Origin of the sequence: Micromonospora sp. RL09-050-HVF-A, from assembly GCF_019374995.1 — a bacterium.
Taxonomy (GTDB): domain Bacteria; phylum Actinomycetota; class Actinomycetes; order Mycobacteriales; family Micromonosporaceae; genus Micromonospora; species Micromonospora antibiotica.
Genome location: NZ_JAGKQP010000002.1, coordinates 2853918 through 2872778, shown reverse-complemented (window position 1 = coordinate 2872778; position 18861 = coordinate 2853918). Strand labels below are relative to the sequence as shown.

Annotated in this window: 22 protein-coding genes; 12 read left to right on the top strand and 10 right to left on the bottom strand. The window is 71.5% G+C overall.

Annotation, left to right across the window (positions count from 1 at the left end; translation table 11 throughout):
- Nucleotides 1–54: 54 nt before the first annotated feature.
- Nucleotides 55–759 (top strand): hypothetical protein, encoded by a 705-nt coding sequence (locus J7462_RS12290; protein ID WP_219464173.1) that lies wholly within the window; start codon nucleotides 55–57, stop codon nucleotides 757–759.
- Between the two features lie 5 nt (nucleotides 760–764).
- The gene (locus J7462_RS12285) at nucleotides 765–2003 is read left to right on the top strand and encodes an FAD-binding protein (RefSeq protein WP_219470274.1); all 1239 of its coding nucleotides are present in this window, start codon (nucleotides 765–767) and stop codon (nucleotides 2001–2003) included.
- 140 nt (nucleotides 2004–2143) lie between these two features.
- On the opposite strand, the gene J7462_RS12280 is transcribed toward J7462_RS12285, so the two are convergent.
- Genes J7462_RS12280 through J7462_RS12265 form a run of 4 tightly spaced genes read right to left on the bottom strand, consistent with a single transcriptional unit; the run spans nucleotide 2144 to nucleotide 4928 of the window.
- The gene (locus J7462_RS12280) at nucleotides 2144–2755 is read right to left on the bottom strand and encodes a hypothetical protein (RefSeq protein WP_308290878.1); all 612 of its coding nucleotides are present in this window, start codon (nucleotides 2753–2755) and stop codon (nucleotides 2144–2146) included.
- 13 nt (nucleotides 2756–2768) lie between these two features.
- Entirely contained in the window at nucleotides 2769–4031 is a 1263-nt protein-coding gene (locus J7462_RS12275; RefSeq protein WP_219464172.1) for an MAB_1171c family putative transporter, read from the bottom strand.
- On the bottom strand, nucleotides 3952–4479 hold the full coding sequence (locus J7462_RS12270; protein WP_219464171.1) for an ImmA/IrrE family metallo-endopeptidase: 528 nt from the start codon (nucleotides 4477–4479) through the stop codon (nucleotides 3952–3954). The genes J7462_RS12275 and J7462_RS12270 overlap by 80 nt, the downstream gene beginning before the upstream one ends.
- Complete coding sequence (locus tag J7462_RS12265; protein ID WP_219464170.1) at nucleotides 4455–4928, bottom strand: helix-turn-helix transcriptional regulator; 474 nt, start codon at nucleotides 4926–4928, stop codon at nucleotides 4455–4457. Before J7462_RS12265 ends, J7462_RS12270 begins: the two co-directional genes overlap by 25 nt.
- A 195-nt stretch (nucleotides 4929–5123) precedes the next feature.
- Between J7462_RS12265 and J7462_RS12260 the strand changes: the two genes are divergently transcribed.
- Nucleotides 5124–5990, top strand: coding sequence for an AraC family transcriptional regulator (locus J7462_RS12260; protein WP_208568877.1), 867 nt, complete (start codon nucleotides 5124–5126; stop codon nucleotides 5988–5990).
- Here the strand turns inward: J7462_RS12260 and J7462_RS12255 are convergent.
- Nucleotides 5987–7114: a site-2 protease family protein gene (locus J7462_RS12255; RefSeq protein ID WP_219464169.1), complete on the bottom strand. Its 1128-nt coding sequence runs from the start codon at nucleotides 7112–7114 to the stop codon at nucleotides 5987–5989. The two genes, J7462_RS12260 and J7462_RS12255, sit on opposite strands and share 4 nt — an antisense overlap.
- A gap of 189 nt (nucleotides 7115–7303) precedes the next feature.
- Here J7462_RS12255 and J7462_RS32170 point away from each other — a divergent pair, with 189 nt between their 5' ends.
- The 7 genes from J7462_RS32170 to J7462_RS12225 all read left to right on the top strand — a co-directional run bounded on the left by J7462_RS32170 (nucleotide 7304) and on the right by J7462_RS12225 (nucleotide 13834).
- Nucleotides 7304–9493, top strand: a complete 2190-nt coding sequence (locus J7462_RS32170; protein WP_308290877.1) for a prolyl oligopeptidase family serine peptidase — start codon at nucleotides 7304–7306, stop codon at nucleotides 9491–9493.
- 280 nt (nucleotides 9494–9773) lie between these two features.
- Nucleotides 9774–9896, top strand: coding sequence for a hypothetical protein (locus J7462_RS32165; protein ID WP_255597691.1), 123 nt, complete (start codon nucleotides 9774–9776; stop codon nucleotides 9894–9896).
- A 1-nt stretch (nucleotide 9897) separates the two neighbouring features.
- On the top strand, nucleotides 9898–10437 hold the full coding sequence (locus J7462_RS12245) for a DUF6879 family protein (protein ID WP_219464168.1): 540 nt from the start codon (nucleotides 9898–9900) through the stop codon (nucleotides 10435–10437).
- 93 nt (nucleotides 10438–10530) lie between these two features.
- Nucleotides 10531–12699 carry a tetratricopeptide repeat protein gene (locus tag J7462_RS12240; protein ID WP_219464167.1) on the top strand — a complete coding sequence of 723 codons (2169 nt, stop codon included), beginning with the start codon at nucleotides 10531–10533 and terminating at the stop codon, nucleotides 12697–12699.
- Nucleotides 12692–13102, top strand: a complete 411-nt coding sequence (locus J7462_RS12235; protein ID WP_219464166.1) for a hypothetical protein — start codon at nucleotides 12692–12694, stop codon at nucleotides 13100–13102. The genes J7462_RS12240 and J7462_RS12235 overlap by 8 nt, the downstream gene beginning before the upstream one ends.
- A 43-nt stretch (nucleotides 13103–13145) precedes the next feature.
- Entirely contained in the window at nucleotides 13146–13427 is a 282-nt protein-coding gene (locus J7462_RS12230) for a hypothetical protein (protein WP_145921196.1), read from the top strand.
- Nucleotides 13424–13834: a hypothetical protein gene (locus J7462_RS12225; RefSeq protein WP_219464164.1), complete on the top strand. Its 411-nt coding sequence runs from the start codon at nucleotides 13424–13426 to the stop codon at nucleotides 13832–13834. The genes J7462_RS12230 and J7462_RS12225 overlap by 4 nt, the downstream gene beginning before the upstream one ends.
- A gap of 29 nt (nucleotides 13835–13863) precedes the next feature.
- On the opposite strand, the gene J7462_RS33270 is transcribed toward J7462_RS12225, so the two are convergent.
- The 3 genes from J7462_RS33270 to J7462_RS12210 form a co-directional block, all read right to left on the bottom strand.
- Entirely contained in the window at nucleotides 13864–14595 is a 732-nt protein-coding gene (locus J7462_RS33270; protein ID WP_219464162.1) for an NPCBM/NEW2 domain-containing protein, read from the bottom strand.
- 174 nt (nucleotides 14596–14769) lie between these two features.
- The gene (locus J7462_RS12215; RefSeq protein WP_219464161.1) at nucleotides 14770–14970 is read right to left on the bottom strand and encodes a DUF397 domain-containing protein; all 201 of its coding nucleotides are present in this window, start codon (nucleotides 14968–14970) and stop codon (nucleotides 14770–14772) included.
- Nucleotides 14963–15841, bottom strand: coding sequence for a helix-turn-helix transcriptional regulator (locus J7462_RS12210; RefSeq protein ID WP_219470269.1), 879 nt, complete (start codon nucleotides 15839–15841; stop codon nucleotides 14963–14965). Before J7462_RS12210 ends, J7462_RS12215 begins: the two co-directional genes overlap by 8 nt.
- A gap of 362 nt (nucleotides 15842–16203) precedes the next feature.
- Between J7462_RS12210 and J7462_RS12205 the strand changes: the two genes are divergently transcribed.
- The gene (locus tag J7462_RS12205) at nucleotides 16204–16518 is read left to right on the top strand and encodes a DivIVA domain-containing protein (protein ID WP_219464159.1); all 315 of its coding nucleotides are present in this window, start codon (nucleotides 16204–16206) and stop codon (nucleotides 16516–16518) included.
- Nucleotides 16515–16769, top strand: a complete 255-nt coding sequence (locus J7462_RS12200) for a hypothetical protein (protein ID WP_208568889.1) — start codon at nucleotides 16515–16517, stop codon at nucleotides 16767–16769. Before J7462_RS12205 ends, J7462_RS12200 begins: the two co-directional genes overlap by 4 nt.
- Nucleotides 16770–16838: 69 nt before the next feature.
- Here the strand turns inward: J7462_RS12200 and J7462_RS12195 are convergent, their stop codons facing one another.
- Both J7462_RS12195 and J7462_RS12190 read right to left on the bottom strand, forming a co-directional pair.
- The gene (locus J7462_RS12195) at nucleotides 16839–17684 is read right to left on the bottom strand and encodes an alpha/beta hydrolase (RefSeq protein WP_219464157.1); all 846 of its coding nucleotides are present in this window, start codon (nucleotides 17682–17684) and stop codon (nucleotides 16839–16841) included.
- A gap of 237 nt (nucleotides 17685–17921) precedes the next feature.
- Nucleotides 17922–18809: a L,D-transpeptidase gene (locus J7462_RS12190; protein WP_219464156.1), complete on the bottom strand. Its 888-nt coding sequence runs from the start codon at nucleotides 18807–18809 to the stop codon at nucleotides 17922–17924.
- Nucleotides 18810–18861: the final 52 nt, after the last annotated feature.

The following is an 18861-nucleotide window of genomic DNA, read 5'->3' as shown; positions in this document are numbered from 1 at the left end:
CGACAACCGTGCCGGATGATGCACCGGGACCGCGCTCATCGACGGGGAGACGACGTGGAGCTGCACCGGGAACGGGGCCGGCAGGTGCTGGCGGCGGTGTGCGTACTGGCCGGGACGGTGCTGCTGGCCACCGGCGGCGGGCCGCTGCGGACGACCACCGCCCTCGGGGGCGTCGCGCTGGGCGGGGTGGGGCTGGCCAACAGCCTGCGACCGTTCCGGTTCGTCATCGACGCCGACGGCCTGACCGTACGCCGACAGGGCCTGCGCCGGCAGCTCCGCTGGGCCGAGCTGGCCCTGGTCGTGCTGGACCGCCCGGCATCCGGCACCGGCGGGGTGCGGCTGCTCGGCGTACCCGTCGAGGGTGTGGGGTTGCCGCCCGACGCCCGGGTCGACGGCCGGCCGGCGACCGAACTGCTCGACCTGGGTCAGCTGCGGGAGAACCCCGACGAGATCGCGGCGGCCCTGGCCCGGTACGCCGGCGACCGGTTCCGCGACGACCGCGACGTCGCGGTCCGTTCCGGTGCCGAGTTCAGCGTCGGACTGCGCGGGTACAGTTCCGACGTGGTCGACACACTGGTGGGACACGCCCGGGCGGCACTGGACTCGGACGACCCGGCGCGGTGCCGGGCGGTCCGCGACGAGGTGGCCGCCGCCAGGGCGCAGGGCCTGCCGGTCGCCCTGCGCGGCTACGACGTCAGGCAGGTCGACGAGGCGTTGGACGATCTGCACGCGGCGCTGACCGAGGGCGGCGACGCGTGAGCGGGGTGCCCCGGCACAACTGGGCCGGCAACGTCCACTACGCCGCCCGCGCCTTCCACCGGCCGACCACCCTCGACGAGCTGCGTCGGCTGGTCGCCGGCAGTGACCGGGTGCGGGCGGTCGGCAGCGGCCACTCGTTCAACCGGATCGGCGACACCACCGGCGACCTGGTCTCGCTGGCCGGGTTGCCGCCCACCGTCGAGGTCGACCGGGAACGCGGCACCGTGACCGTGGCCGCCGGGCTGCGTTACGGGGACGTGGCGACCCGGCTGCACGAGCAGGGGCTGGCCCTGGCCAACCTCGCCTCGCTGCCGCACATCTCGGTGGCCGGTGCGGTCGCCACCGGCACCCACGGTTCCGGCGACGGCAACCGCAACCTGGCCGCCGCCGTGGCCGGCCTCGAACTGGTCACCGCCGACGGGGAGGTGCTCACCGTCGACCGGTCCGCCGGCGACCGGTTCGCCGGCATGGTGGTGTCGCTCGGCGCGCTGGGTGTGGTCACCCGGGTCACCCTGGACGTGCTGCCCACCTTCACCGTCCGCCAGTACGTCCGTGAGGGCCTGCCCGTCGGTGCCCTGGACGCGGCGCTCGCCTCGGCGTACAGCGTCAGCGGGTTCACCACCTGGCGGTCGACGGACATCGACCAGGTCTGGCGCAAGCAGCTCGCCGACGCCCCGCCGCCGGAGCCGGACTGGCTCGGCACCACCCCGGCCGACCGGCCGGCGCACCCGGTGCCCGGCATGGATCCGGTCAGCTGCACCCCGCAGTTCGGCGAGCCCGGCCCGTGGCACGAGCGGCTGCCGCACTTCCGGCTCGGTTTCATGCCGAGCAGCGGCGACGAGATCCAGTCCGAATACCACCTGCCCCGGTCGGCGGGGGCGGAGGCGCTTGCCGCCCTGCACGAGATGCGGCACCGGATCGCCCCCGTGTTGCAGATCTGTGAGCTGCGCACCGTCGCCGCCGACGAGCTGTGGCTCAGCCCCAACCAGGGGCGCGACACGCTGGCCGTGCACTTCACCTGGGTCGACGACGCGGCGGCGGTGCAGCCGGTGCTGGCCGAGATCGAGGCCCGGCTGGCCCCGTTCGACCCCCGGCCGCACTGGGGCAAGGTCTTCACCCTCGACCCGGCCGTGGTCGCCGCCGCCTTCCCCCGGTACGCCGACTTCGCCGCCCTGCTCACCGAGCTGGACCCGGCCGGGGTGTTCCGCACCCCGCTGCTGGACCGCTACTTCCCGCGCGACTGACGGGGTCGGCTGTCGGGGCCGACGCCCCGGTGCTGCGGGTGGCGGGTCTGTCCGGGGTGTGGGAGTGTCCCGCACCCACCCCCGTCGCGGCACGGGACACTCCTACACCCCGGACAGCGCGCCACCTGTCGACGGGTGGCTCAGACGACAGCCGTGTAGAACCCCGCCGCGAGCACCGTCCCTGAGACCGCGCCGGCGACCACCTGGGCGACGGTGTGCGCACCGAGATGCACCCGGGACCAACCGATCAGCGCCACGACGAGCACCCCGACCGCCAGCGCCGGCCCGACCAGCAGGACCAGGACGGTGCACGCACCGGCGGAGACGGCCGTGTGGGCGCTCATCTTCCACACCTGGTTGACGGCGGTGGTGCCGGCCAGCACGGCCAGCATCACGGCGATCACGGCGATCAGCGGCCGGGGAGCGCCCAGGGCCACGAACAGGGCCAGACCCACGGCGACCGATGCGATACCCACGAGCAGCACTCCTCTGCGCTGCTCCCGGCGGCTGAGGTGATGGTCGGTGACCCGGCCGGTGCGCTTGGCGTAGAGGATCGCCCCGAACGGCACGACGGCGGTGAACAGCGCCGCGAGCGCTCCCCAACCGAGGCCGGCGGGGACGGTCCGGGCGGCGAGCACCGCCACGACGACGGGCATGGCAGCCGCCCACACGGCGGGCTGGAGTACCTCGGTGATGGCCTGGGCGATCCGCGTCGAGGTGCGGGTGCCGCCGGTGGTGGCGTGTTCGGTCACGTGCTGCCCTATCTCATTCTGACGTGGTGGACGGTGCGGGAGATCCGTTGGCGGGGGCGGCGCGGGCGTGGGCCTGCCCGGCGCGGACGCTCACCACGACCGGGGATCGTGCCAGGGCCTGCGACACCCGGCCCAGCCAGACCACCTCGCTGGTGAGATCTGTCCCCCCGGCCTCGACCCGGCCGGTATCGACCGGATCGTCCCCGGCGGCCTTGGCGTCGAGGGCGACCGCGACGACCGTGGCCTCCACGGTCGCCATCAGGTCACTTCCGGTCATGCCGGCCCGTTGGCCGAGTTGCAGCGCGCGGTCCCGCACTGCGCCGTCGAACCACGGGGTGAGCTGGAGGTAGCCGTCGCGGATCTCCAGGACCCGGCGGGACAGGCTGCGCCCGTCACCCAGCCAACTGGTCGTCCAGGCAAGCCCGCGTCCCCACCAGTGCGTCGGGTGGGGCTGCCGTCGGGGGATGGCCGGGTGGGCCTGGACGATCGCCCGCCAGAGCAGCTCCATCCGCTCGCACTGGTGTGCGTCGTGGGCCCGACGCAGGGCGGCCGAGGCCGCTGCGGTGGTGCCGGGCACAGCGGAGCCGGCAGCGATGAGCCCGATGCCGGTCAGTTGACTGGTCATGGTGACGTACGTCCAGGCGGTGCCGACGTCGATGCCGAACTGCCCGGCGACGGCCACCGCCACGATCGTGACCGAGTAGCCGAGGCTGATCAGCCCACCGGCGGCGAACATGCGCAGACCGACGCGGGTGACCGGTCGGGTGGTGACGCGGGTGGCGTAGCGCAGCGACAGGCGGGCCAGGTCGATCAGGGCGTAGGTGAGGATCCCGCCGAACAGCGTCATGTAGATCATGACAGGCGGCCGTCGATGGTAGGTCGCGAACCAGTCGCCCGGCGCGGCGGGTGTCCGGGCGATCAGGAACAACGCCGCGAGGACGACGGTCGCCGAGCCGGCGAGGAGCAGCCGCCGCCGGACGGCCCGTCGGGTGGATTCGGGGCTACGCGTCCAGTACACGAGCATGCACGACACCGCGATGGCCGCCCACACCGTGAGGACGTGGGCGATGAGCCGGCTGACGTGGGGAACCCCGACCAGGCCGTCGACAGCGTCGTTTATGCCGGGGGCGACGGTGGCGAGGGCGAGGGCGAGGCAGAAGAGACTGCCGCCCATCCAGGCGCGTGCGGGGCCGTGCTCACGACCACCGAGCAGGGTGAAGGCGGTGTACCCGGCGGCGCACAGCGCCACGGAGGCCACGAGGATGGTGAAGATCATCGGTGGGGGTGCCCGTTCCGAAGGTGTCGATGACGCGGAGTACGTCGTCCGGTTCCAGGGGTGGCGGTGCCGGGGGTGATGCCGCGCGCCGGAGGATCGTCTCGGCGAACTCGTCGGCCTCGAACTCGTGCCGTTGGTCGTAGGGGCGGTGGCTGACCCGTCCGTCGAGCTCGGCGAGGTCCCGCGAGGGGTGCCCGAGCCACATGTGTGCGACCTCGTGCAACACGATCGCGGTCTGCTTGAACGGACCGCTGCGGGCCGGATAGGCGATGTAGTCGGCCCGTGGCGTGGCGACCCACAGGCCGTGCAGGACGCCGCCGTGCATCTCGACGGCCAGGAGATGGACGGGGCGGTCCCGCTGCCTGGCGATCTGCCCGACGAGGGCGGTGAGGTCCCAGGGGGTGGGCAGGGTCAGCCCGGCGATCAGTCGCGCTGCTCGGTGGTCCATCGTTCCCCGTCGACGCCGTCGGCTTCCCCGGTCACCACGTGACCGCCGAGCTGATCCTCGATCCGTTGAATGTGGGCCAGCACGGCAATGACGGTGGCCTTTACCTGGGCGAGGTCCTCGCCGACGGTGTTCATCGCCACGTGCTGCACCTCGAGATCGGCCATCCGGCGACCCAGGTCGCTCTGCGGTGTGCTGGTGGCGGGCAGGAAGAAGTAGTTCGGTTCGACCTCGAAGAACGACGCGAGCGCATTTATGGTCTCCCAGGTCGGCCCGCGACTGCGGTTGCCGCCCTGCTTGGGATTGCGCAGATTGTGCAGCTGGGCGCGGGACAGCCCGCAGCGGGCCCCCACCTCGGAGTTTTCCCAGCGCAGGCCACCTGGCCGGCGCGCGACCTCGAACAGGTGGTTGAGTCGCGCAGCGAACAACTCATCAGGATGTTCCTCGAACACACGGCAGATCATTCCAACTGTCCGGCCGCGCGTCAAATGTATTGGACGCATTGACGGAAATCCGTCCAGTCGAGTTGACGGACCCGTTCGTCGTCCGGCCGGCTCGCCCGGCACCCGACCGCAGCGGGCAACAGAAGTCGGGCCCACGTCCCCCCGGCTGCCTAGCGTGGATCACGTAAGCGGAAGGAGAATCCCATGCTGGACCGGCTGAACGAGGCCCTGGCACACGTGGAGCGGCACCTCGACGCACCGATCGAGGTGGCGGACCTGGCGCGGATCACGCTCACCTCGGAGTACCACTTCCGGCGGATGTTCTCGGCGCTGGCCGGGATGCCCCTGTCGGAGTACGTCCGCAGGCGGCGGCTCACCGTCGCGGCGGCCGAGGTGCTGGCGGGAGAGCGGACGTTGCTCGACGTCGCAATCCGCCACGGGTACGGCTCGACCGAGGCGTTCACCCGGGCGTTCCGCGCGATGCACGGCATCGGGCCGGGTGAGGCGCGGCGCACGGGGGCCGCGTTGCACTCCCAGCAGCGGTTGTCCTTCCGGCTCGTCGTCGAAGGGAGTGGCAACATGCGGTATCGGGTGGTGGAGAAGCCGGCGTTCCGGCTGGTGGGGCAGCGGGCCCGGGTGCCCCTGGTGCACGAGGGGATGAACCCGGCGATCGTGGCGTTCGTCAAGGGCATCCCGGCGGAGACGACGGCCCGGATCGAGGCCCTGTCCGACCAGGAGCCGGCGGGCATCGTCAACGTCAGCGACCTGCTCGGCGAGGACCGGTCCGAGGGCGTCGAGCTGGACTACTGGTACGGCGCGGTGACCGGCGCGGACGTGCCGGACGACCTGGACGCGCTCGACGTACCGGCGGGGACGTGGGCGGTCTTCGAGAGCTCCGGGGAGTTCCCGGCCGCCGTGCAGTACCTGTGGCGGGACGTGTTCACCCAGTGGTTCCCGTCGAATCCGTACCGGAGCCGGCCGGGGCCGGAGATCTCCAGCGTCCGCATCTCGGCCGGCGGCACCCACGCCGACGCCGAGCTGTGGATCCCGGTGGAGCGCACCGCCGGCTAACGGTGGGGGCGCAGGCTGCTGCGCTGGACGGCGCGGCTGATGTCGCTGGGGGAGACGATGCCGACGAGCTGGTCGCCGGTCACCACCAGGGCGCGGCCGTCGGAGCACTCGTTGAGCCGGGGGAGCAGGTCGTTGAGCTGCTCCTCCGGCCGGGCCAGCACCAGGTCGTCGGCCCGGCAGGCGACCTCGGCCAGGGTGGTGGCGGCCCGCCGGTCGGCCGGGATGCCGCGTACCCGGTCCAGGGTGACCAGGCCGACGGGCCGGCCGTCCTCGGTCAGCGGCAGTGCCGTGTGCCGGTAGGCGAACAGGTAGTGGTCGACGAAGTCGGCGACGGTCAGCTCCGCCGAGGCGGTCTGCGGCTGCGGGGTCATCACCTCACCGACCCGGACGCCGGTCAGCGCGCTACCCAGCCGGGCCTGGCGTTCCTCCATCCCGGCCGCGCCGATCAGGAACCAGCCGATCAGCGCCAACCAGAGCCCGCCCACCCCGTAGCCGGCCAGGAACTGCCAGATGCCCAGGCCGATCAGCAGCACGCCGAGCACCCAGCCGGCGCGGGCGGCCACCACCGACGCCCGGGCCCGGTCGCCGGTGGCCTTCCAGACGGCGGCGCGCAGCAGCCGGCCCCCGTCGAGCGGGGCGGCCGGCAGGATGTTGAACACCGCCAGCAGCACGTTGATTCCGGCCAGCCAGGACACCGAGCCGAGCAGCAGCCCCTCCTGCCCGGCCAGCGCCAGCAGCACCGCGATCGCCCCGAAGAAGACCCCGAGAAGCAGGCTGACCAGCGGGCCGACCCCGGAGATGCGCAGCTCCGCGCCCGGGTCGGAGGGCTCGCCGCGCAGCTCGGCGACGCCGCCGAACAGCCACAGCGTGATCCCTTCCACCTGGAGGCCGTTGCGTTTCGCCACCACCGCGTGCGACACCTCGTGGGCCAGGAGGCCGACGAAGAAGACCACCGCCGCCGCGAGCCCGGCCAGCAGGTACGCCCAGCCGGGCCGGTCGGGGTACGCGCGGGGGAACTGGTTGGCCGACAGCAGCCACGCGATCAGCACGAAGATGACCAGGACGCTCCAGTTGACCCCGACGGGTACCCCCGCGATCCGGCCAAGCCGGAAGCTCGCCCTCATGTCCCGCTCATACCCGGCGACGCCGCGCCCATGCCAGGACGGCACCTGCCGTTACGTCGAAGTGCCGTCACGTCGGGTGCCGTCGCGTCGGGGTGCCGGCGTCCGGACCGGTCAGTCCGTCGTACGGCCAGGGCGACCCAGGTGGTGGGCCGGCCGGTGCCGGCGGTGCGGGTTGACCGGTCGGGAATAGTGGCAGGGGTGACGCTGATCGATGAGGGTGACGACCCGTACCGCTGGCTGGAGGAGCTGGACGGGGCGGACGCCGCCGGCTGGGTCCGCGAGCGCAACGCGGCGACCGTCGCGGCGCTGACCGATGACGACACGTTTGCCGAAGTGCAGGCGGAGATCCGGCAGGTGCTCGACGCCGACGACCGCATCCCGTACCCCGGCTGGCGTGGCGACGGGTTCTACTACGGCTTCTGGCGGGACGCGGCGCACCCGCGGGGGCTGTGGCGGCGTACCACGCTGGCGCAGTACCGGCGGCCCGAGCCGGCCTGGGACGTCCTGCTCGACCTCGACGCGCTGGCCGCCGCCGAGGACGAGAACTGGGTCTGGGGCGGGGTGACGGTGCTCAAACCCGGCCACCGACGCTGCCTGGTCAGCCTGTCCCGGGGCGGCAAGGACGCGGTGGTGGTCCGCGAGTACGACCTGGACACCCGCGCCTTCGTCGCCGACGGGTTCACCCTCGACGAGGCCAAGAGCGACGTCACCTGGATCGACGCCGACCGGATCTACGTCGGCACCGACCTCGGCCCCGGCTCGCTGACCACCTCCGGCTACCCGAGGGTGATCCGCCGGTGGCGGCGGGGCACCCCGCTGGCCGAGGCCGAGATCGTGTACGAGGGGCAGGTCGACGACGTCTCCGCGTACGCCTCGCACGACCCGACGCCCGGATTCGAGCGTGACTTCGTCGGCCGCAGCCTGGACTTCTACCGGACCCGGAGCTTCCTGCTGACCCCCGACGGCGGGCAGGTCCCGGTCCCGGTGCCCGACGACGCCCGGTGGGACGTGCACCGGCAGTGGCTGCTGGTCCGGCCGCGCTCGCCGTGGGAGGTCGCCGGCGTCACCCACCCCGCCGGGGCGCTGCTGGTGGCCCGGTTCGACGACTTCCTCGCCGGGGACCGCGACCTCACCGTGCTGTTCGAACCCGACGAGCGGACGGCGCTGAGCTACCACGTGTGGACCCGGCACCACCTGATCCTGGCCACCCTGGTCGACGTACGCCGGCGGCTGGAGGTGCTGACCCCCGACGACCCGCCGGCCCGCGATGTCCCGCCGGCTCCCGGCGGCCCTCAGGCTCCCGATGTCCCTCAGGGTCCCGACGGCCGGCAGGGTCCCGGCGGGCCGGGGTCGTTCGGCGGTCCGGGGTCCGGCGACGGTCAGGGGGCGGCGGCCGGTGGGGTCCGGTGGCGGCGGGAGCCGCTGGCCGGGGTGTCGGCCGACGACGACACCTGGATCGTGGACACCGACCCGGACCGTGGCGACGACTACCTGATCGCCTCGACCGGCCACCTGCGGCCGGCGACGCTGCGGCTGGGGCGGATCGGCGGCCCGGTCGAGACCCTCAAGCAGGAGCCGGCGTTCTTCGACGCCACCGGCCTGGCCGTGCGCCAGTTCTTCGCCACCTCCGCCGACGGGACCCGGGTGCCCTACTCCGTGGTCGGCGACCCGACGGCGTCCGCCGGGCCCACCCTGCTCACCGGGTACGGCGGGTTCGAGATCTCGCTGACGCCCCACTACGACGGGGTCGTCGGCCGGGCCTGGCTGGCCCGGGGTGGCAGCTACGTGGTGGCCAACATCCGCGGCGGCGGGGAGTACGGCCCACAGTGGCACCGGGCGGCGCTGCGCGGGAACCGCCCCCGGGCGTACGAGGACTTCGCCGCCGTCGCCGCCGACCTGGTGACCCGGGGGATCACCACCCCGGAGCAGCTCGGCATCGAGGGCGGCAGCAACGGCGGCCTGTTGATGGGGGCCATGCTGACCCGCTACCCGACGCTGGTCGGCGCGGTGGTGGCGAACGTGCCGCTGCTGGACATGCGCCGCTACCACCTGCTGCTCGCCGGGGCCTCCTGGATGGCCGAGTACGGCGATCCGGACGACCCGGCCGACTGGGCCTACCTGCGGGACTATTCGCCGTACCACAACGTGCGGCCCGGGGTGACGTACCCGCCGGTCCTGTTCGTCACCTCGACCCGCGACGACCGGGTGCACCCGGGGCACGCCCGGAAGATGGCGGCCCTGCTGCGCGAGCACGGGCACGACGTGGCGTACTACGAGAACGTCGAGGGCGGGCACGGCGCGGCGAGCAACAACGAGCAGCGGGCATTCCTGTCGGCGTTGACCTGGCGCTTTCTGTGGCAACGGCTGGGTGGCCGGTGACGGCTGTGTCGACGGGACGATCCCTCACTTTGCGGGAATAGAGACCATCGGCATCGGCGGGCACGGGACTTCCGCGATTGAGATGAATTAGTTTCCTCGACATTATTCACGTTTGTCGGCGAGGTGACTCGATGGGCGGGCTCCTATTGAATTGCGGTACTCGGTTGACTACTATCTGTAGTTGCCGACTTCGGGGGGGACCGTGAAGATTAAATTCCTCGCTACTTCCAGCAATTCGGGCTCGTGCCCGAGCCTGTACGAGACCGACGATGGTGACATCGTGGTGCAGGGTTACCGGTTGACCGATCCGGAGGCGCTCGCCCAGCTGCGGGACGTGCTGCCCGACGAGACCTTCGTCGTGGTGCCCCGGTCTCTGATGTCCTGGTTCGAGCAGAAAGACTGACATGGGGTCGCTCGTCACCGACCCCGCCACGTTCCTGCGCCTCTTCGCCGACTTCCACCACGCCGCTTTCAAGCTGGAGGTCCGCCGGTCGTACGGCGTGCCGTCCGAGGACGAGCCGTTCCAGGTCTTCCTCGCCGGGGGAGACCCGGGCGTCGGATGGCTGCGGCCGTGGCTCGACCTGATGCGGGCCGAGACGGCGAAGGGCAAGCGGGTGGAGCGGGTGCGGGTCGTCGACGAGCCACCGAGCGACTACCTGCGTTTCGAGATGTCGGTGACGCCCCACAACATCGCGGCGGGCGAGGACATCCGCTACCTCGACCGCCGCCGGGCCACCGAGCTGGCGCTGCCGCAGTACGACTTCTGGTTGTTCGACTCGCAACTGGTCGCGTTCCTGCACTTCACCGACGACGACCAGTTCGTGGGTTTCCGTACCACCGAAGATCCGGCCGAGGTGTTGAAGCACTGCCAGTGCCGCGACCGGGCCTGGACGAGGGCCATCCCCTTCTCGGCGTTGCCGCCCACCGTCGCGGCAGCGGCCTGATCGGCACCACGATGTTGCGGGGTCGACACGGACTGTCGGACGTCAATTCGGTCGGCATCCTCCCGACCCGTCGATTCCCCATTAGACGGTGTCATGAGTGACGACCGGGGCCGGGTGGACAACGATTTTTCCGGCCACAGCGGGGCGGTGATCCAGGCCGGGCTCATTCAGGGCAACGTGAACCTGCGTACGGTCACGGAGACGCCATTGCCGTCGCCCCGGCAGTTGCCACCCGCGACCAAGGGTTTCATCGACCGCGAGGTGCACATTCAGCAACTCGACTCGCTCCTCGACGAGGTTGAGTTGATCACCGACAAGTCGCGGTTGCCCGTCGTCACGATCTCCACGATCTCGGGCAGCGCCGGGGTGGGCAAGACGGCGCTGGCCGTGCACTGGGCGCACCGGGTACGGGAGCGTTTTCCCGACGGTGACCTCTACATCAACCTGCGCGGATATGACGCCGTTCCGCCGCTGACCCCGCACGAGGCCCTCGACGGATTCCTCCGGGCGATGGACGTGCCCGCCGAGAAGGTGCCGCGCGACCTGCACGACCGCACCGCGCTCTACCGGTCGTTGACCACCGGCCGGCGGATGCTGATCCTGCTCGACAACGCCGCCACCGCCGAGCAGGTGCGGCCACTGCTCCCCGCCGCACCGAGCTGCATGGTGATCATCACGAGCCGCAGCCGACTGTCGGGGCTGACCGTCCGCGACGGCGCCATCCGGGCGGTGTTGGACGTGTTGTCGCGCCACGACGCGACCCGGCTGCTCCGGGTGACTGTCGGTGCCGATCGGGTGGACGGGCAACCCGAGTCGGTGGCCCGGCTGATCGAACTCTGCTCGCACCTGCCACTCGCCCTGCGCATCGTCGCCGACCGCGCCCGGCTCGACGAGGAACGGCCGCTCGCCGAGTTGGTGGAGGAGTTGACCGCCGAGGAGAGCCGCCTCGACGCGCTGGCCGTCGAGGAGGATGACCTGTCGGCCGTCCGGACGGTCTTCTCCTGGTCCTACCAGGCGCTGGCCGCCGAGACGGCCCGGGTGTTCCGGCTGGTCGGCCTGCACCCCGGAGCCGACATCGCGCTCGACGCGGCGGTCCGCCTCACCGGGCTCGCCCCCTCGGTCACGCGCCGCCACCTCGATTCGCTTGTCGGACTGCACCTGCTCACCCGCAGCGGACCCCACCGGTTCCGCCTGCACGATCTGCTGAGGCTGTATGCGATGGAGCGAGCGACCCTCGACGAGAGCCCGGAGGCCGTCCACGCCGCCCGGGAGCGGCTGCTGCGGTGGTATCTGCACCACACCTATGCGGCCTACCGGGCGATCCTTCCGCAGGGCCGGCCCCTGCCCGACGTCGACGTCCCACCCGACGCCACGCTCGACGACGCACTGCGGTGGTGCGAACACGAACGGCTCAACCTGCTCGACGTCATCCGTGCCGCGCCCGGGTGGGGTCATCACCGGCTCGGCTGGCAGATCGCGCTCGCCAGCATGGCCTTCTTCGAGCGTAGGTCCTACTGGAAGGCGTGGATCGACAGCCACCTGGCGGGTCTGGACTGCGCCCGTCACCTCGGCGACCGTCGTGCCGAAGGATGGCTGCTGCTCAGCCTCGGTGACGCCTGGTGGGACCGGGGCGACCTCGACGAGGCCGGGCGCTGCTACGCCGGTGCGCTGCACGCGGCACGGGAGGTCGGCGACGCGTGGACCACCGGGTACGCCCTGCGCGGATGCGGCCTGGTGGACGAGGACCGGGGAGACTTCCCCGAGGCGACCCGCTACGCGCAGGAGGCGCTGCGGACCTTCCGCCAGTTGGGCGAGGAACGCGGCACCGGCCTGGCCCTGATGAGCCTCGGCAACGCGCAACGTGGGGCCGGTCGCTTCGCCGAGGCCCTCGTCTCGTACGACGACGCGATGACGGTGTTCGCGCGGCTGGGCAACCGGTGGAGTCAGGGGCTCGTCGCGCTCCACCGTGGGCAGACGCTGCTGCACACCGGTGAGCCGGCGCCGGCGCTGGCGGCGGTGACCTCGGCCGCCGCATTGTTCCGCGAACTCGGTGACCGCCGGCACGCCGCCCTGGCCCGCGCGTACGAGGGCGACGCCCACGTCCGGCTCCACCAGCCGCACGCCGCCCGCGAAGCCCTGGCCGACGCGCTGCTGACGCTGCTGGAACTCGACGACCCCCTCGCGGCGGACGTGCGACGACGCCTGGCGGCCATCGACCACGACGACGCCGCCGGCACGGACCAGGGGGACCAGGATGGATGACCCGATTCTCACGGCGGTCGCCGTGGCACTGTCGACCCGCGCCGTCGAGGGCCTCACCGACGCGGCACGGGAAGCCCTCGCGTCGGTGATGCGCCTCGTCCGCCGGAAGGCAACAGACCACCGAGCGCTTCGGGCCTTGCTCTCCGCCGAGCCCACATCTCCCGAGGGCGACGACCGGGCCGTGGAGCTGCGTCGGGCACTGGGCGACGCCGCCGCCCGTGATCCGGACTTCGACCAGGAGCTGCGCCGCCGCTGGGAGACCTTCCAGCCGACGACCGTACGGGCCGACGCGGTGACGAACACGGTGTCGGGTCAGGTCACCGGCCCGGTGGTGCAGGCGCGCGACATCTCCGGCGGGGTGCACGTGGGGATGCCCGCACGTGGTGGTGACGGCGCGTCATGACGTGATGGGCCGATCGTCGGTATGCAGCAGTTATGCTGAGAGTATGACTCGCCGTATCACCATCAGCTTGCCCGACGACGTGGCCGCCTACGTCGAACGCACCCAGGGCAACACGTCCGGTTTCATCGCGGGAGTCCTCCGTCGGAAGATGCGGGCGGACGACCTCCGGGCGCGCTGGGCGCAGCTCGGTTACGTCGTCACCGACGACGACGTGGAATCGACGAGGAGTCGTCTGGCAGCTCTGCCACCGATCAGTGACGAGCAGCATGCCCGGAATCTCGAATGGCTTCGCCAGTTCGACGAGGACGGAAGCGCCGCGGCGTGAACGGCCTGGTCCTCGACACCTCTGCGCTGCTCGCTTACGCCTCGGGAACCAGCGTCGAGCCCGGTGCCATGCTCACCCTCGCCGAGGAGGACCCGGAGCAGCAGCTGTGGGTACCCGCGCTCTGCCTCGGGCAGGCACAGCTCGAACTGGCGGGTACCGCCTCCGCCGCCCTGCTCGACCTGCTGTTCACCGAGGACCGTGACATTCAGGTGGCCGTCTACGATGCCGCGACGAGCCGGCGGGTGGCGCGGCTGGCGGCGCGTACACAGGTGTCGCTGGATGCCGCGCATGCCGTCACCACCGCCGTGCTCTACCGCTGCTATCTGGTCACCCGGGATCCGAAGGCCCTGACGCCGGCGCTGCCCCCGGGAATGGAGATCCTCGACATCAGCGAGACCTGGGACTGACGTTCCCGGGAAAGTGCTTACGGTACCGGTCAGCGCGGGGAAGCGGTGAGCACCGCCTTGCCGAAGGCGACGTGGGCCACGTTGGCCTGACGGCCCGAGTTGGCATTCCGGCCGGTGCAGCGGATCTTCAACTGGGTGGTACCGGTGATATCGACCTTGACATGGGTGGCGGGCCCCAGCTTGGCCACCTTGTTGCTGTCGAGCTGTCCTCCGCTGTCCCGGTAGAAGGCCACGTCGGCGACCAGCCCGGAGGCACCGGGGGTGTTGTCGTCGATGCCCAGCCAGAAGTCGAGGGTCCGCATCCCTGCGACGGGAAAGACGAAGTAGGTGCTGGTGCCGTTGCAGCTGAGTTCGATGCTCCGGTCGTAGGGTTTGTTGCCCATGGTCACCAGCCCTTTGACATAACCCCCGTTGCGGTCCTCCGCGTCGAGTTCGTCGAGGTAGCGGACCGAGACTTCCTCAGGGCTGTCCTCCGGCGTGGGTGTGGGGTCGACCGTCTCGGTGGGCGTGGGACGCGCCTCATCGCTCGGGCTCTCCGAGATGTCGGAGGTCGGGTCCTCGGAAGCCGGCGGCGTCAGGTACGCGGAAGGACTCGGCCCGGCCGCTGAGGTAGGTGCGGGATGGCTGGCCTGCGAGAATTCGATGCCGAACAGATCACGCCCAAAGCCGAGTGTCGCCACCAAGAGGCTCGCCGCGCCGATGATGACTCCGGCGAGAGCCAACTTCTGATGATCCTTGACCCAGCCGAAGTAGCGTGACACGGTGCACCTTCCGGGCGGCGAATTCGACGTGCCCTCACCTATGCAGGTCGGGGCGGCCGATTGTGTGCCGTTCGGTCTGGCGTGTCGAGGTGGGTGTCGCAAAGCTGACGCCATCCGCGTCGCGCACCGGCACCAGATCGGGGGCAGGGCAGCCCGGTCTGTGCGGTGTCCCTTTCAGTACCGGGGCGGCTGCTGCTTGAGGCTCGCCAGAAAACGCGTCCACGTTCGGGGTGCGAAGGTGAGGACTGGGCCGGTGGGGTCCTTGCTGTCGCGGAGTCCGACGACGCCGGGCATGTTGTCGGCGACCTCGACGCAGTTGCCGCCAGCGTTGCTGCGGGTGGACTTGCGCCAGACGGCACCGGTCAGGTCAGGCACGGGAGTGCTCCTCTGCTATTCGGTGGATCAGGCTCATTGACCGGGACTCATTGAGGACACGGCTCGTCATGTCGGCCCAGATAGCGCCGTACACGGCCGTCTCGTGCGGCTTGTCCAGGTAGATCGCCCCCGTCGCGGACTCGATGTAGGTCACGGGCGGCTCCACCTCCCTGCCGGTGGCGTCCTGCGGAAACTCCAGCATCGAGAAGCTTCCAGCCGTCATTCCGGCGTGTAGTCCGGCAGAAAATTCCATCATTCTTACGGTGACGTTGGGTAGTTCTGCGGCCTTGATGATCTGATGAAGCTGTTCAGCCATGATCTCCTTGCTGCCCACCGGCCGACGTAGCACGGCCTCGTTGAGTATCACGCTGAGTTGCGGCGGGGAGAACCGGATGAGCAACGCCTGTCGCTCCACCCGAAGTTGAACAGCCCGCTGATGCGTCTCGTCGTCGCTGGTGTCGATCCCGCCGCTGGGGAGTCGGGAGACATGTTCCGCGTAGGCGCGGGTTTGGAGCAGGCCGGGGACCAACTCGGCCTCGTACTGGCGGATGTGTGATGCGGCCGATTCCAGTCCGATGTAGAGCTGGAACCAGCGGGGCAGGCCGGAGCCGACGTAGTCGTGCCACCAGTTCTTGTTCTCCCGGGTGGCCGCCGTCATGGCCAGGAGCAACTCGCTGTCCTCGGTGGAGGCACCGTAGAGGTCGAGCATCTGCTGCACGTCGGCCTGCCGGTAGCGGACGTGCTCGGCACCGTTCTCGATCCGGTGCAGGGTGGCCCGTGCCCGGTCCAACTGCTCGGCGGCCTGCTCCATCGTCAGCCCGGCCGCCCTGCGCAACGACTCGAACTTCCGCCCGATCTGGCGGCGGAGCATCGTCGTCCCGGTCACGGATTGTGACACCATCGTCCTCCCGGCTCGGCTGGCCTGAACACCCTCCCGTCCATTTTCGACGGCCCCGCGTCTCCGCAGTAATGGACACATTACACAGAGTGCGTGTCTATAGCTAGCCGTGCGGTCGCGCAGCGCAATTGAGACGTTGCAATCAGTGGCTTCCGGTGTTTGACTGCTTCGGCGGTCGCTGGGAAGTTCCCGCTGCTCAGCGGCCATCTGATCCCCGTTGTCGGGTGGCTGGTGAGCGCTGCGACGGCGGGTGCACGGGGTGGGTCCGCCGGTGCGCGGCGGGCCGGTGGACCCACCCCCGCCCGGGTCGATCGTCAGGAGAGGCAGGTTCCGTCATGCGTGACTTCTTCCGCCGGATTCCGGAGAGCCGACGACCGCTGCCGGCGTCGGTGGGGCGTCGTCCGGGCGTACCCAATCGGTTGTTGCCGTGGCAGGTGCGGGAGCGGCGGTTCCGGCCGGCGCGGTTCGGGCGGCGCGGGCTCGACCCGCAGGAGGTGCGGGAGTTCCTCGACCAGGTCGCCGGTGAGCTGGCCGCCGCCTACGACGCGCTGCGGCAGAGCCGGCGGGAGGCCGGCCGGGTCAGGATCGCGCTGTGCCAGCTGCAAGCCGAGCGGGCGCACGGCCGCAACGAGCGGGAGTGGGACCGGTGACCGGGCGCTTCGTCATCCACCTGCCGGTGGTCACCGACGATCTGCTCTCCGCGCAGCGGCTGGCCCGGGTGGTGGCGCACTGGACGCACGTCCTGCCGCAGACCGACCCGGGCGGCACCACCGTCTCCGTCGAGGACGACCAGAACGTCCGCCACTGGGTGTTCTGTGACCGGCTGCTCTCCGGTGGTCGGCGCTGCCTGCTCCGCCCCGACCACGACGGCGAGTGCTCCCGGCGGCGCGGGTGGCGGTGAGCGGGCTCCGGTGAGGGGCGGTGCCGCGCGTCCGGGCCGACCGGCCGTGACGCTGCGGTGCCGTCCGGCTCAGCGGCGGGGTGCGCTGCCCGCCGTCGCCGGGGTCCGCGTCATCCGCACCGCCCAGTCCAGGGCGTGGTCGGCGACCGCCTCCCAGCCCGGCTCACCCACCGTGAAGTGGGAGCGGCCCGGGAACTCGTGGTACGCGGTCACCGCCCGCGACTTCTGATAGAGCCCGGCGTTCGCCTTCACCAGCGACGGCGGGGCCACGTGGTCCTCGCCACCGGCGATCAGCAGCAGCGGCGGCCGGTCGTCGCGCCCGGTGTCGACGGTCGCGGCGGAGTGCGGGTCGAGGTTGGCGAACGCCCCCTCGAAGAGCACGTGCCCGGCGGCCGGTACGGCGTAACGCCGCCAGGCCCGGTCGGAGTCGTCCGGCTGGAGGGTGTTGCCGAAGGCGTAGCGGAACTCGTCCGGGCTGATCTGCACCCCCCGGTGCCGGTTGACCGGGCTGTGCAGCACCGGGTACGACGCCCGCAGCGTGCTGATCGGCAGCCGGAGCACCCCCTTGACCGGCGCGGACGCGACCGCCACGGTGGCCGCGCCGAGCCCCCGGTCGGCCAGCACCTGGGCGACCAGCCCGCCGAACGAGTGGCCGATCACGATCGGTGGGCTCGGCAGCTCACGGATCACCGCCGCGTAGTGGTCGATCACCTGCCGCAGGGTGGTGCCGGCGATCGTGCCCGGGTCGGCGCGCAGCGCGGTCACCTCCCGGTCGAAGCCCGGCCAGGCCGGGGCGAGCACCCGGAACCCGCGTGCCTCGTACCGCTCGACCCACCCCTCCCAACTACGTGGTGTCATCCACAGCCCGTGCACGAGCACCACCGTGTCGACCCGCGCATTCGACGTGTTCCCCATGCCGTCCTCCCCGACCTCACCCACCCCAACCCCGGCCGCATACCCACCTCCCACCCCGCAATGCCCCCACCCCATCCGGCGGGCCCGAATACGCCCGGTGATCAAGAGGTTTGCGTCATCCGACGGCCAGATTTTGACGCAAACCTCTTGATCACCGGGGCCGGCGGGGGCGGCGAGGCGGCGGGGGCGGCGGGGCCGGCGGAGGCGGCGAGGCGGCGGGGGCGGCGGTGCGCTGGCTCAGGAGGTGGGGAGGGTGTCGACGACTACCAGTTCGGTGCCGGGGCGGACCTCGTCGAGGAGGGTCTGCTGGGCGGTACGGGTGAGTCGGATGCAGCCGTTGGTGACGTTCTCGCCGAGGGTGTCGTCGTCCTGCCAGGTGTGCAGGCCGATGTGCGCGCCCTTGAGGCCGGTGGGCACCGCGTCCAGGTCGTCGGGGATCGCGCCGAGGGCGAAGACGTCCACCCCGCCGTAGACGGGCTCGGGCGGGGGAGTGGTGCCGAGGATGAAGGTCCGGCCGAGCGGGGTCTCCTGGCCGGGCAGGCCGAGGCTGACCGGCCAGGTGTGCTGCGGGCTGCCGTGCCGGTACCAGGTGAGCTGGTGGGTCCGCCGCTGCACCACGAGCTGGTCACGCAGGGCCACCGGGGTCCAGCCGCCCGCCGGCAGCCACGCCAGTCGGCGGCTCGCCGAGGGCAGCAGGACCGCCGTCCAGCCGGTGCGGCGTTCCACCACCGGCATGGTCAGCTCGACCCCGTTGATGGTGGGGGCGAGCAGGGCGCGGGGTCGTCCGCCCGGGGCGTCGTACGCGGCGATGTTCCGGGTCGGGGTGAGCCCCTCGGTCAACGGCGTGACGTCGAGCGGGCGCGGGTCGGCCGGGAAACCGGCGGGTGCCGGCTCGTAGTCGATCACCGGTAGTCCGGCGGGGGCCGGTGCGGCGGGCGGCACGGTCTCGTCCTCGGCCGGGGCGGTAGTCGCGGCCGGTGGCGGGGCGGCCCGGCGGGTCGGCGCGGGGGCGTCGTAGCGCAGTGCCGCGCCGACCAGCACGGCCAGCACCAGCAGCGCCGGTACGCCGACGACGGCGGCGAGTGGACCCCGCCCCCACCGGTCGATCATTCGGTCAAACAGCACAAACAAAGACTAACGGGTGCATAGCTTCCGGTCGGCGTGAATCGTCCGGACA

Excerpts from the sequence above, each read along its gene's own strand:
- J7462_RS12275 (WP_219464172.1), bottom strand. The coding sequence starts at position 4,031 with ATGATCTTCACCATCCTCGTGGCCTCCGTGGCGCTGTGCGCCGCCGGG.
- J7462_RS12270 (WP_219464171.1), bottom strand. The coding sequence starts at position 4,479 with ATGGACCACCGAGCAGCGCGACTGATCGCCGGGCTGACCCTGCCCACC.
- J7462_RS12260 (WP_208568877.1), top strand. The coding sequence starts at position 5,124 with ATGCTGGACCGGCTGAACGAGGCCCTGGCACACGTGGAGCGGCACCTC.
- J7462_RS12255 (WP_219464169.1), bottom strand. The coding sequence starts at position 7,114 with ATGAGGGCGAGCTTCCGGCTTGGCCGGATCGCGGGGGTACCCGTCGGG.
- J7462_RS12245 (WP_219464168.1), top strand. The coding sequence starts at position 9,898 with ATGGGGTCGCTCGTCACCGACCCCGCCACGTTCCTGCGCCTCTTCGCC.
- J7462_RS12240 (WP_219464167.1), top strand. The coding sequence starts at position 10,531 with ATGAGTGACGACCGGGGCCGGGTGGACAACGATTTTTCCGGCCACAGC.
- J7462_RS12235 (WP_219464166.1), top strand. The coding sequence starts at position 12,692 with ATGGATGACCCGATTCTCACGGCGGTCGCCGTGGCACTGTCGACCCGC.
- J7462_RS12230 (WP_145921196.1), top strand. The coding sequence starts at position 13,146 with ATGACTCGCCGTATCACCATCAGCTTGCCCGACGACGTGGCCGCCTAC.
- J7462_RS12210 (WP_219470269.1), bottom strand. The coding sequence starts at position 15,841 with ATGCTCCGCCGCCAGATCGGGCGGAAGTTCGAGTCGTTGCGCAGGGCG.
- J7462_RS12205 (WP_219464159.1), top strand. The coding sequence starts at position 16,204 with ATGCGTGACTTCTTCCGCCGGATTCCGGAGAGCCGACGACCGCTGCCG.
- J7462_RS12195 (WP_219464157.1), bottom strand. The coding sequence starts at position 17,684 with ATGGGGAACACGTCGAATGCGCGGGTCGACACGGTGGTGCTCGTGCAC.